This is a genomic window from Ralstonia flaminis (assembly GCF_958415495.1).
GTDB lineage: Bacteria > Pseudomonadota > Gammaproteobacteria > Burkholderiales > Burkholderiaceae > Ralstonia > Ralstonia flaminis.
Genome location: NZ_CATZLL010000003.1, coordinates 1 through 12,446, shown reverse-complemented (window position 1 = coordinate 12,446; position 12,446 = coordinate 1). Strand labels below are relative to the sequence as shown.

The following is a 12,446-nucleotide window of genomic DNA, read 5'->3' as shown; positions in this document are numbered from 1 at the left end:
TCGAAACGCCTGTCGTCTCTTGGCGGCGCGACCGCTCGTGCAGACTTATGCCAGCAGCGAGCGCAGCATCCACGCGGTCTTTTCGTGGATGTCCATGCGTTGCGTGAGCAAATCGGCGGTCGGTTCGTCAGCAGCCTTATCGACGTCCGGGAACAGGCTGCGGGCGGTGCGCGTCACGGCTTCATGGCCGGCCACCAGCTCGCGCACCATGTCCATTGCCTCAGGCACGCCCTTCGATTCCGGAATCGACGACAGCTTGGCGAATTCGGTATACGAGCCCGGTGCCGGATAGCCCAGGGCGCGAATGCGTTCAGCCACCGGATCAACGGCGTTCCACAGTTCGTTGTACTGCGTCTCAAACATCAGATGCAGCGTGTTGAACATCGGGCCCGTGACGTTCCAGTGGAAGTAGTGGGTCTTCAGGTAAAGCGAATAGGTATCAGCCAGCAGGCGCGACAAGCCCTCGGCGATCTTCTTGCGGTCCTTGTCGGCGATACCGATGTTGATCTGGGCGGCGACAGTGGTGCCGTTGTTCTTCTTTGCCATCTGGATTCCCCTGAAAAAGTGGTGTGCAAAAACGCGCGATCTAACCCGGGTTGGGTCGGACCGCACGTGCTTCAAGCATCTCGTTCGGTTGCCGCTAACGCGACAAGTTCCGATGATGGCCTGCGTCTATGACGCAGGCAATCAGGCCGTCAGTTGCACCATGCCGTGCAAGAACACAATCATGACGCCGGCGGCCACGATAGTCAGGCCGATCTGCTTGCGTACCCACTTGCGCTGCAGGCGGGCGTACTCGGTGGTGCGTGTGCCTCGGCTGTCGGCCGCGCTGCCGGGCATGCCAGACAACGTCGGCACCTCGGCGCGCGAGGCCCGTACCGCGCCCGCAAACGCCTGCCACTCCGAAACAAACATCTGCACCATCGCCATGATCTTCCTCCTAAGCATCGGCGCATGGCGTGGCTTGGTTTTCGCCACGCACCGTACTGCCATTGATTGATTTCGAGCCCAGCGCCACCTTAACGCCCATGCCGCTCAGCAAGCTGGGGGCGCTCCAGCACACTCGCCATCGCACGGGTGATGGTGCCGCGCGAACCGCTCAGCAACCCGAAGTGCCTGATAACCGTCCCGAGTGAAGCATGGTGCAGTCGCCATCCATCTACCAAGTTTATTGATGGATCATGGATAAATGAAATTTATTAAATGAATAGCATCGGTAGAAATTAACTATAAACAGGACGTAACAAATCCCCTCACAGGGGAAAAGCGCTGTTTTTAGTGCACGAGCGGCGTGAAGGGCAGCGGTTTGATGCCCGGCAGATCGCATTGCGCGACCGCCTTGGCCACCGCCTCGATGGCGGCGATACGGGTAAAGCTCTTGCGCCAGGCCAGCACAACGCGGCGGTCGGGCACGGGCTCCTGAAACGGCACGTAGGTCAGCAGATCGGTGGGGGCGGGCTGCATCCTAGGTACCGAGGTGCGCGGCAGCACCGTGATGCCCACGCCACTGGCGACCATATGGCGGATCGTCTCCAACGACGAACCTTCAAAGGTTTTCTGGATACCGTCTGCGTTCTGCGAGAAGCGCGATAGCTCCGGGCACACGCCCAGCACGTGGTCACGGAAGCAATGACCGTTGCCAAGCAGCAGCATGGTCTGCTGCTTGAGCGCCTCCGGGTCCACCGCTGACACCTTGGCCAGTTCATGGCCGCGCGGCACAGCGACCACAAAGGGCTCGTCATACAGCGGCACCGTCATCAGCCCCGCCTCGGGAAAGGGCTCAGCCATGATGGCGCAGTCGATCTCGCCCTGCTTGAGCAGCTCCACCAGTCGCACAGTGAAGTTCTCCTGCAGCATCAACGGCATTTGCGGGACGGTGTCGATCATCTGCTTGACCAGCGTCGGCAGGAGGTAGGGCCCGATCGTGTAGATCACCCCCAGGCGCAGCGGCCCGGCCAGCGGGTCCATGCCCTGCTTGGCAATCTCGCGGATCGCCATGGTCTGCTCCAGCACGCGCTGGGCCTGCGTGACGATCTGCTCGCCCACGGGCGTGACGCTCACCTCCGACGCGCCGCGCTCGAAGATCTGCACGGCCAGCTCGTCCTCCAGCTTCTTGATGGCGACCGACAGCGTCGGCTGCGAGACGAAGCAGGCCTCGGCGGCACGACCAAAGTGGCGTTCTCGTGCAACAGCGACGATGTATTTGAGTTCGGTGAGCGTCATGGCAATCAATCGGCTTTTGGGGGCCGATAGATTTTATCTTAGGATGCCTGGCGCTGCTCGACCTTGTTGAGAATATGTGTTGGCGTAGCGAAGGAAATTAGAAAATAGCGAAGTAGGTTAGAAAATATCGAAGCTGCTTTATGGTGACGAGTCCGCTTCTGCTGCTCCCTGCAACGCTCTTCAGGCGATAGCCCATTGAGCAATCTTCCGCACTGCACAAACTCTGTGCCAGCACGATGAGCAAAACCGCTGAGCCTGCAACAAAGCAATAAGTCTCAGGCAACCTCGCGACCAGAACTCCACGAACGAATGATCTTGGGCTGAAAGTCCACGCCAGCGCCCCCTCTTTCGTATGGCATCAGTCGAGTACGGCTTGGAATACGCTGACAACGGATGTGGCATCGTGAACCTACCCATCCGAGTCATTGGAACCAATGCTCGCTGCCGGCTACGCATCACGACAAACACCAACCCCGCCGCATAGAGGGTGAACGACAACAATTCGCTTGGTAAAGAGGGGGATGTATGCAGAAGAGATTGCTCTGGGTTCTTTCTGTGGGTGCACTTTCAGCCGCTTTCATTTCACCTAGCATCGCAGCCGACGAGTTCGGACACTTTGAAGGCGAACTGCTGGTGAAGTTTATGGACAACGGGCGCGATGTTCGCCTCCTCCAACCGTATTCGTACATCGACCCCGCTCAACGCAGATGGACCGCGCCCAAAGGATTTGTCTCGGATGGTGCTTCCATTCCGAAATGGGCATGGTCCTTCGTCGGTGGTCCTTTGGACGACAAGTACCGTAACGCAGCAGTCATCCACGATGTCGGATGCGTCGAAAGGAAGCAAAAATGGGAAATCGTGCATCTCACCTTCTATAACGCCATGCGGGCTGCAGGCGTTAGTGAATCCTTGGCCAAGGTGATGTACGCCGCCGTGTACCACTTCGGCCCCAGATGGACCGTTACCACCCTCCCCAAGAAGTATTCGAGCCTAGGAGAAGCGCTGGCATATCAGTCGAAGGCAACCGAAGAGTTCAGAGCTTACATACAACCAGGCATACAAGTTTCGTCTGCCGCACGGCAGGTCGCCGGTGATGGCACCTTCGCCAATTTGCCACACCCCTACTATCAGTTAGACGTCACCATCGCGTCCCCAGCAACCCAAGCGGACGAACCTCCTGCGGAGTTTGCTGCGCTCAAAGAGTCAATCGAAAAGACCGACGCTTCATTAGCGCAAATTCGCTCATTTGACCTCAATGCCGCACGCGCCGGTCAGCACTAGCGCTGGATCGCCAGTGGCAACGGCCACGAGTGATCGTTGGAATCTCGCCATATTCGTAGCCAAACAGCAAAAAGTCCGTAGTGCACCACCACTGAATGCACGGCACGAAGTCAACAGGAGAGCCGATGCCAACCATCTATCACTACTGCGACGCTACGGCATTTACTTCGGTCATACAGAAGAGGGTGCTCTGGCTCTCGAACACGCGACGGATGAACGATGCTTCCGAAGTTGTCGGTATGGAGCGGGCATTCCGCGAATTGATCGAGGTCGAAGCACGGAGCGCGAATTGGACTGATCAGAAACTGCGCTCGCTTCTTGATGATCTAGCAGTCAATCGCCCCGAGCTCTATGTTGCATGCTTCTCAGCACAAGGCGACGCCACCGTTCAATGGAAGACCTACGCGGCTGCAGGCCGCGGCTTTTCTCTAGGTTTTGATAGTGATCTGCTCTGGACTAACGTATCAAAGCCGGTAGACCTCGGCTCCGATCAGCCGGTGTGGCTTCCAAAATGGGCGACCCCTCCCGCTCGGACCATGGTGCTGACTCCGGTCCTGTATCTGACACCAGACATACAGCAGCGTATCGACGAATTCCTACGTGGAATACTCAGTCTTCCCGACATCAAACGCGATCCGTACGTTTCGAACTTTCTTCACGGGTGCGCAGCTGTTTGCAAAGACAGCTCCTTCATACATGAAGAAGAATGGCGACTGGCATATCTTCCCGTGATAGCCAATGGTCAAGTAATCATTGGCGAGCTCCAGGACATGCTCTGGCGGTCCGGCCCGCACGGCATCACGCCATACTTTGCGTTCGATTTTCAGCCAACCGCTCTGCGCGAGGTCATTCTTGGCCCGATCAACCCAGATCACGAGCCAAGCAGCATGCACTTAGTCCGACACTTCCTCGACGCTCACGGTTTGAGCCACGTCACGATCGCAGTCTCGAAATCCCCTTATCGCGGCTGACTCACTCGGCGCACCAATGGAAGCTAGTCTGGCGCAGAAGTTGAAGGGCATCGGACATGAACACTTTGCCCGATAGCCCCAACCCACTTGGTGTTGTATGGTTGAAGAATGTAGTTACACGAGCCGCATCACACCTCTCACACCTCCATGGCTGCCAAAGACACTCGCCGTCACCAATCGACCCCAGCGGTCGATGTCGGCAGCCGCGCGTTCGCTCCGTCAGAGCGAACTCACTCGCGAATAGCTGACTGACCTCGGGCTTCTTCGGTTCCCGGCGTTGCCGGGTTCGATGGCTGCGACTGCACGCCATTGATTCGCGTATGGAGAATCGTCATGTCTGCTCCCCGGCACCCTCCGGAGCATCCACCTGGATTTGTTCCTTTAGGGGATCTCTCCGAACTGCGTAGTGCGGCGGCATGGCATCTGCTCATCCCCTCGAACACGCACACCGTCCTTGATGCTGCCCGACAAGCCAAACTGGACCTTGCGGTGATGAAGGAGGACGAGCACGAATCCTCATCTGCTGGAACGGCTGTAGCGACGCCGGCAGAAGTGGTTTCCGCTCCTCGCCGTGCTCGGCCCCGGCATATTCAAATTTTTGGGCCTGAAGCGCTGGCGCTCGTCAGCGAGCATCTGCAAGGTGCAGACCGCAGCCAGCAGCGGTATGCCGAGTCATTGTTGGAGCGCGCCGGAAGCAATGAGGGCTACCGCGCGCTGCCTCGTGTTCGATCTGCCCTGAAGAAGCTCGAAACGGCACAGAGTGCGTTCGGCAATCTGCGTGAGCCAATTGAAAAGCTGAGGATCGATCTCACGTTGAACAGTGCGATGCGGACAAAGGATTTCCGCGTTCGGCCGATCCTGCTGACAGGACCACCAGGCATCGGGAAAACGCACTTTGCGCTGAGGTTAGCAGAGCTTCTGAATGTGCCAATGCGGAAGTGGTCCGCTGGAAGTGCCCAGGCAAGCTTCCAACTGACCGGTGGCGATAGCGCTTGGCACAGCGCTCGACCCGGGATGGTTATTGAGATGCTCGCCCGCGGCAGTTCGGCGACGCCTGTGCTCATCTTGGACGAAGTGGACAAGATTGGCAGCGATGTCCGCTATCCAGTAACCCCAGTACTGCTAGATCTCCTTGAGCCAGAAACAGCACGCACATTCCAAGACACATTTCTCCGCATGACGTTTGACGCCAGCCGGATCATCTCTGTCCTGACGGCCAATGATCTCAATGCTGTGCCTGCCCCGCTATTGAGTCGCGTAGAGGTGTTCGACATCCTGGCACCTGAGCCCGAGCAGCGGTTGCTGCTTATCTTGACGGAGGTGAGGCGGCTGCAGCGTGCCACCGGCAAGCGCATTGAGTTGGACGCCAGCGTGGCAGAAGCCTTGGCAGAACGGAGCGACCTCGATCTACGCGCAACACATCGTTTGGTACAAGATGCGTTCGCGACTGCGATGGCATCAGGAAAGCACGTCGCCGCGCCCAAGATGCCGCGGCGCGCCGGGCGACAGGCTATCGGCTTCGTGGCAGACCGACAATCTGGCGAGCGAGCCTAGGGAGTGGCTGGCAATGAAGGACTAGGCCCGCGACTTGCGCTATTCAGTACGGCCCAAGCAAGATCGCCCTGCAGAGAGACCCGCGCAGCCGCAAAGGCTTGGGCGGAGTAATCTGGGAGCAGGACAAATGGAGCAAACCATGCCGGCAGACAAATTCGGCCGATTCATGACCAGCGATACATTTTTGACGCGCGCGAACGCGGCCGTTGCCGCGGCAGTACGCCGCCTCGAAAAGCAAGGCATCGTACCGGCTTACATCCGACGTCAACCTGAGCAGCAGTCAAAATCTGAGGCGGCCCCAGGCAACAACCCTCCTGATGTGAGTCCGGACGTCACAAGTCAGCATGAATCTCCTGATTCTAAGTGACCTTCACCTCGAATTCACTACCCTCGACATCGACACGACGGGCGCTGATGTCATCGTGCTTGCTGGTGACATTCATATAGGCAAGCGGGGAATGCCTTGGATTGAAGCCCAGAGTCGTGGCCTGCCGGTCATCTATGTGCCTGGCAACCACGAGTTCTACAAAGGCGAGCACAGCCGAGTGCTGCGAGATCTGCGAGCGGCGTGCGCGGCAACGTCGAACGTTCATCTCCTCGACATGGATAGATTCGTGATCGGGGAGGTAGAGTTCCTAGGTGCCACGCTCTGGACAGACTTCGCTTTGTACGGGGGTACAGAAGAAAACGTGCGCACCGCCGAGGGCTACGCCGGTCGAGGCATGACCGACTTCACCGGAGCCATTCGTTTTGAATCGCATGGGGTGTTCAGAAAGTTGCAACCGCGGGACACGACACGGATGCACCACGTCGCACGCGACTGGCTCCGCACGGAGCTGATGTCCCCTTCACGATGCCGACGGGTGGTCGTTACCCATCACGCCCCTTCGGCCAGGAGTGTTTCACCGCGCTATCAAGATGATCCGCTGACGTCTGCATATGCGAGCCGCATGGATGATGTGGTCCAACTGGCCGACCTATGGATTCATGGCCATATGCACGACAGCTTCGACTACGGCGTTGGAGCATGCCGGGTCGTCTGCAATCCCAGAGGCTACGCACCCAAGGGAAGAAGCGCCGAAAACACCTCATTCGACCCGGGATTGACTGCGCAGATTTAGGGCACTCGGCACCGCCCTAGAAGGACACTTTTCAGCAACGCCGATGCAGCGGCGACGCTGTCGTTCTCAAAACGCAGCACCAAAAACGCAACAACGCGCAACACAAATCCGAAAATAAGCGTTGCGCTTTGTGATTTTCGTTGCGTTTTAGTGTTAAGCGCGCTAAACTCCCCGCAGATACAATGGGGAGAGAGGGATGCCTAGGGTTGCCCAGGATAGTCAGTTGTTCGAACGGGTCCAGGTATTTGTAAAGGCGTGCGGAGGCATTGGTAACGCTGCGGAAAGATTAGGAATGGACCGCAGCAGCTTATGGCGCTTTTGCCAATCTGGCGGACGAGCAATAGAGCGCACCCGCTCCCGCTTGACTGAAGGTTTGGCTCGCGAAAATAACGCAACAAGCCCAACAGAAAACGCAACGCTGGTATCGGCAAGCAATTTGACGCCGGAAATCTCGATGGAAGAACTCGTGCGCATGCGAGCATTTTTCCAAACCATGGTCGCACTTGTTGACGCGTACACACGGGCGAGCCCCGGCCTGCCGCAAGACCAGGCCCAGCAGGCACTCAGCGTGCGTACTAACTGATCCGATCGAAACCTCTGACCTACGGTGCTAGCTTATGGCCCAGCCAAATTTGCGCGGCGACCGCAGTGCTTTGCAGCGAACAATGAACGCCATCCTTACTGAGGCGCGGGCCAAAGGCCTTCGCGAGGTCGGATCGTCTGCCCAAGGCGTGACGGCACCCGGCACGCACTTGCTGCCTGACCGCATTGCAGAGCTGGTTTTCGACGTGCCCACCCGGCGGCGTTTGGATGACCTCGTACTACCGCCCTCCGTTCGGGAGCATGTCGGCGAGTTTTTGTACGAGTACATGCATTCGAGCCTGTTGCGCCAGCACTCGCTTGAACCTCGGCATACAGCCTTACTAGTCGGCCCGCCGGGTAACGGCAAGACCAGTCTTGCCGAAGTAATCGCAACGGAATTAAGCCTGCCGCTACTATCAGTCCGCTATGACGCTGTCGTGGACAGTTTCCTGGGCGAGACCGCAAACCGACTTCGTAAACTCATCGATTATGCAAGCCTAAATCCCTGCATCCTATTTTTTGATGAATTCGATGCAGTCGGCAAGGAGCGTGGCGACGTCCAAGAAACGGGCGAGATTAAGCGGGTCGTGAGCTCCCTACTTACTCAGCTCGATAGACTCCCCAGTCATTCGATTGTAGTATGTGCCACAAATCACCCTGAACTACTCGACCGAGCAGTTTGGCGTAGATTCGAGCTCAAACTCGAACTACCATTGCCGGGGCCGATTGAGTTAAGTAAATGGTTTGAAAATTTCGAGAAATCGCTTGGTGCACCGATAGGTATTAGCGCCAGTGATTTTGTGGATTGCATGACGGGGGAAAGCATGTCGGAAGTCGAGGCATTTACGCTCGACATCCGCAGAAAATTGGTCCTCTCGAAGGGCGCGCTGACGCCCGAGATGGCCATTCATGAAGTTTTGTCCCGTTGGCAGAAACGCTTGACCCGACAAGAACTCGACACGAATGGCCGAAAGCTTTCCGCTCGTAAGACTCCAACGCGAACCTCAGCGCAAAAAACGTCTAAAAGCAAAAAGAAAGCCGTACTTCCCGAGCAGGATCTCCTATCAGGTTCAGAGTAAAAATGAGCGCCTGGCAGCGGGTTTTGCAAACGTTGCTGAATCCCTTGACCGCCTCAACGTTGGCGTCGATGTAGCTGACGACCCGCGTGCAGTTTCTCCGGAACGAGCTCTCGTTTTCGAACTAATCGGACCAGTAAGAGAATTTGAGGCAGCCGCACGTGACCTCGGATTTGAATGGCTCACTAGTAGAAGCCCCGATGTCGACTCCTCAAATCAGCTAGATGACGAGGAGGAAGACTGGGAGGAAAACGAGGAGAAGAAGGGAGCATCCTCCCAAAACGCGTGGGAAAGGCTCTACCTCACCATGCCTAGCAAGGAAGCGCTCAAAACGCTTCTTGCTCGATGGAACGCCTTCTTGAAGGGCACCGAGCCGAAACCCGAATGGCGGGCATGGTGGGCACTATTCGGATATCTGCGCGATGTCCGTGTTTTCTCGGCACAGGATCGTATCGACCCCTCGATCAAACGGTATGTGGAGGCGTTGCTTAACAGCGACCCAAACCGACCCATTGTGATCGAAGTCGACCTCTGGTATCGCAACGACAAACAACTGCAAGATCAGGCGGTAGCTACACTGCACGCGTTGCTAGACGAAGTGGGCGGGGAAATGCTTGACCTCGTCACCATACCGGAGATTCGATACCAAGCGGCTCTCGTAAGAGTCCCCGCCCAAATTGCGAAGAGCCTTAGCGAGCAGCATGGCAAACTCGCCAATGCCAATGGGGTGATGACAATTCGCCCTCAGTCTTTCTTCCAAACAACGGGAGACACGGTCTCCGCCCCTGGCCTGCCGGATTTGGTGCGGACGCAGGCAGCGAGCAATCGGTGCATTGCCGCAATCATCGATGGCTACCCGATTGCCGCACACGCCGCACTCGACGGCAAGATCATTGTTCACGAGGTCGACCTGACAGGTGCCCAGGTACCAGTTAGCTCACGCTACCACGGCACAGCCATGGCCTCATTAGTCGCCCACGACGATCTGCACGAACCCAAGGCGAGTCCAGAACAGAAGGTCGTGATAGTCCCAGTGCTCACAGGCAACGGCAGAGACAGCGTTGAAAGCACGCCCCCAGGAAAACTGCCGATCGGGATGATCTACCGGGCAATTCGCTCTCTGGTCGTGGGACTAGATGATCGCCCCGCTGCTTTTCCGAACGTAGTGCTTATCAATCACTCGATATGCGACGAATATGCTCCCTTCGTCAAACGTCCCTCGCCGTGGGCAACGCTACTGGACTACTTCAGCCATAAACACCGGCTTCTATTCATCGTCAGCGCAGGCAATATTCGAAGCTCGTTCCCGATGCCTCTTTATGACGGCATGGCCGAGGACATTCGCACGCTGGATCCGCTAGCGCGAGAAGCCCAAATCATCCTAGCAATTGAACGAGCGAAAGGTACACGCGGGTTGCTCAGCCCCGCGGAATCGATCAACTCGATAACGGTGGGGGCCCTGCACGCTGATCGCGCAGGACCATGCCCCGCTGGTGTCGCTGACCCATATCCCACCCTGGCTATGCCAAACTTGGGATCTGCTGTCGGATTAGGCGTCAATCGCAGCGTAAAACCAGACCTACTGCATCACGGCGGCAGACTCGCGGCTGTATTTTCCCAAACCGCCCACAACGGCTACGCGGTTCGCGGAGAGTCATCGCAGCATCTTGGCCAGTTGGTCGCCGCGCCTGATCAAGCAGGCGGCAGTACCCGTCAAGTCGTCAGATTAGCTGGCACGAGCAATGCCGCAGCACTGGTTACCCGCACAGGCATACGTATCGCCGAAGCGATAGAACCCGTGTTTCGTGCTGGAGGCCACGACTGGCTGGTCCGCCCGACTCGAGCAGCCATTCTCAAAACCCTACTGGCTCATGGTTGCAGTTGGGGCAGCGTCGGGGAGCGTCTCGACACGTCATACCCCCCTGCGGAACCAAATCGCAGGCACGCTCGAAGGGAGACCATTGCTCGCTTCCTTGGATACGGAGGTGTAAACGCCGAAAGAGTACTTTCAGGGAACGAGAATCTCGTCACGCTACTGGCTGACGATGTCATTGAACCGGAGACACTGCACGAATATCGCGTTCCGGTGCCATCGGAAATGATCGGCAATAGGGAGCTTCGCCGGATCACGATTACGTTGGCGTGGACCACCCCGGTCCTTGTAACGACAGCGGAATATCGAGGGGTTACCTTGGCACTCGTGGATGAAAAAGGTGAGCGGAAGTTCTGGAAAGGCGTGCAGCGGCATTGCGATCAGCCCAACAGCACAACCACTGAGCGCGGCACGATTATCCATCACATCTTTGAAGGGAAGAAGCTTGTCAGGCTCGCAGCAGACCCCAAGGGCATCTTCATAGGAGTCCAATGCCGCGCCACTCACCCTACGTGCGAAACAGCCAAAGTGCCCTATGCATTAGCGGTATCCCTGGAGCTGGCTCAGTCTGCCAAGGGTATGGTTTATACCGAGGTGAGCAATGCGGTCACCGTACGTAGTCGCCTCAGGACTCGCACATAAGGAAAAATCATGCCGCAATTTAACGCCTCGGAATCGTTGGGTGCGCTCGGCCCCGATGAAATCGCTCAGTACCTGCTACTTCTTGACGATTTGGATGGGGCACAGCGATTCATTGGTTCGGGAGTCTCCGGTCAAGGACTCTCACTCCGCTCCCCAACGTACTCACAGACTGGTCTAGCCCTCGGTTATGTGCAACCTCACGGAACGGTTCCGGCAAGCACCTCGCCTATCGTTGGCGCAGGTACGCTCGAAAGTGACCGCAGCTTGATCGGGACACGGATCAAAATCAGTCTGGACAAGTTCCATGTCGCGTCATATCCAGGCCTGGGTTCGCATGAGATATTGTGCGAGTTCACTGGCAAGAACCAGATTTCCAGTGAGACAGAGGAGTTGAGGTTCGCGCTACGCACGTTCGCCCAGGATGGACAAAGCGCCAGCATCAGTGGACATCCAATATTTCTGGGGCTGACGGTTGGCAGCGATGGCATCTCTTTTGAAGGCCGAACTGTCAACATCGGCAGCAATGCCGACAACGCAATCCTGACCGCCTTGGATAGCTCGACTTTCAAGAGTGGCCTTTCGCTCATCACCTCCGCCCAACCCGTGCTCAAGCCCTTCGCGGATCTCGCGGGCTCAGTGGTAAAAGCTGCGTTGACCCGAAACAAGAACCGCCAGGTGCATACATTCAACCTTGGCTTGGACTTCAGTAACAACGCTACCTCCGCGCGCCTGCGCCTAGGATCATACGTTGTTGTTCAGACGAACGAGAACACGTGGAACTGGGACGGTGTGGTGTGGGACAGCCAGTCACAGTCGATGAAAATGACAGATGGGGCTGAGACAAGGGTGAACTACATGGTTTTCGGAGTTTCAGCGTTTTCTTGACGCGGTAGCACACTCGGCAAGTACCGCATTGTCCGAGACTGCGTCTTCCCACGTCATCGTTTCGGTTGGTGACTTCAACCAAAAAAGCAGAGCCGCTTCGCCGGCTCTGCTTTTTTTCACTCCGGAAAATGAACTGTAAGCACCCGGTGAACCCGTCTTGCCAGCTAGGTGGCGCTGGGCGTCCAGCGATGCGGGAGCAGTTCGGCGATGTCGGCCGCCTTGTGGGTCGGCAGTCGCG

Annotated in this window: 12 protein-coding genes; 9 read left to right on the top strand and 3 right to left on the bottom strand. The window is 57.2% G+C overall.

Features of this window, described 5'->3' with window-relative positions; translation table 11 throughout:
• Positions 1–45: 45 nt before the first annotated feature.
• From R2N11_RS04830 to R2N11_RS04820, 3 genes are all read right to left on the bottom strand, one after another.
• A complete protein-coding gene (locus R2N11_RS04830; protein WP_199032414.1) occupies positions 46–546 on the bottom strand; it encodes a Dps family protein in 501 nt (166 codons plus the stop codon).
• 141 nt (positions 547–687) lie between these two features.
• Complete coding sequence (locus R2N11_RS04825; protein ID WP_199032419.1) at positions 688–930, bottom strand: hypothetical protein; 243 nt, start codon at positions 928–930, stop codon at positions 688–690.
• 345 nt (positions 931–1,275) lie between these two features.
• Complete coding sequence (locus tag R2N11_RS04820) at positions 1,276–2,223, bottom strand: LysR substrate-binding domain-containing protein (protein WP_316680355.1); 948 nt, start codon at positions 2,221–2,223, stop codon at positions 1,276–1,278.
• 525 nt (positions 2,224–2,748) lie between these two features.
• Here R2N11_RS04820 and R2N11_RS04815 point away from each other — a divergent pair.
• From R2N11_RS04815 to R2N11_RS04775, 9 genes are all read left to right on the top strand, one after another.
• Positions 2,749–3,504 carry a DUF1353 domain-containing protein gene (locus R2N11_RS04815; protein WP_199032417.1) on the top strand — a complete coding sequence of 252 codons (756 nt, stop codon included), beginning with the start codon at positions 2,749–2,751 and terminating at the stop codon, positions 3,502–3,504.
• 125 nt (positions 3,505–3,629) lie between these two features.
• Complete coding sequence (locus tag R2N11_RS04810; RefSeq protein ID WP_316680354.1) at positions 3,630–4,475, top strand: DUF2971 domain-containing protein; 846 nt, start codon at positions 3,630–3,632, stop codon at positions 4,473–4,475.
• Between the two features lie 333 nt (positions 4,476–4,808).
• Positions 4,809–6,029, top strand: coding sequence for an AAA family ATPase (locus R2N11_RS04805; RefSeq protein WP_316680353.1), 1,221 nt, complete (start codon positions 4,809–4,811; stop codon positions 6,027–6,029).
• Positions 6,030–6,156: 127 nt separating this feature from the next.
• Positions 6,157–6,396 (top strand): hypothetical protein, encoded by a 240-nt coding sequence (locus R2N11_RS04800; RefSeq protein ID WP_316680352.1) that lies wholly within the window; start codon positions 6,157–6,159, stop codon positions 6,394–6,396.
• Positions 6,374–7,150 carry a metallophosphoesterase gene (locus R2N11_RS04795; protein ID WP_316680351.1) on the top strand — a complete coding sequence of 259 codons (777 nt, stop codon included), beginning with the start codon at positions 6,374–6,376 and terminating at the stop codon, positions 7,148–7,150. The genes R2N11_RS04800 and R2N11_RS04795 overlap by 23 nt, the downstream gene beginning before the upstream one ends.
• Before the next feature lie 292 nt (positions 7,151–7,442).
• The gene (locus R2N11_RS04790; protein ID WP_316680350.1) at positions 7,443–7,733 is read left to right on the top strand and encodes a hypothetical protein; all 291 of its coding nucleotides are present in this window, start codon (positions 7,443–7,445) and stop codon (positions 7,731–7,733) included.
• A gap of 82 nt (positions 7,734–7,815) precedes the next feature.
• A complete protein-coding gene (locus R2N11_RS04785; RefSeq protein WP_316680349.1) occupies positions 7,816–8,811 on the top strand; it encodes an AAA family ATPase in 996 nt (331 codons plus the stop codon).
• A complete protein-coding gene (locus R2N11_RS04780) occupies positions 8,696–11,323 on the top strand; it encodes a S8 family peptidase (protein WP_316680348.1) in 2,628 nt (875 codons plus the stop codon). Before R2N11_RS04785 ends, R2N11_RS04780 begins: the two co-directional genes overlap by 116 nt.
• Positions 11,324–11,332: 9 nt before the next feature.
• Complete coding sequence (locus tag R2N11_RS04775) at positions 11,333–12,208, top strand: hypothetical protein (RefSeq protein ID WP_316680347.1); 876 nt, start codon at positions 11,333–11,335, stop codon at positions 12,206–12,208.
• The last annotated feature ends 238 nt before the right edge of the window (positions 12,209–12,446 follow it).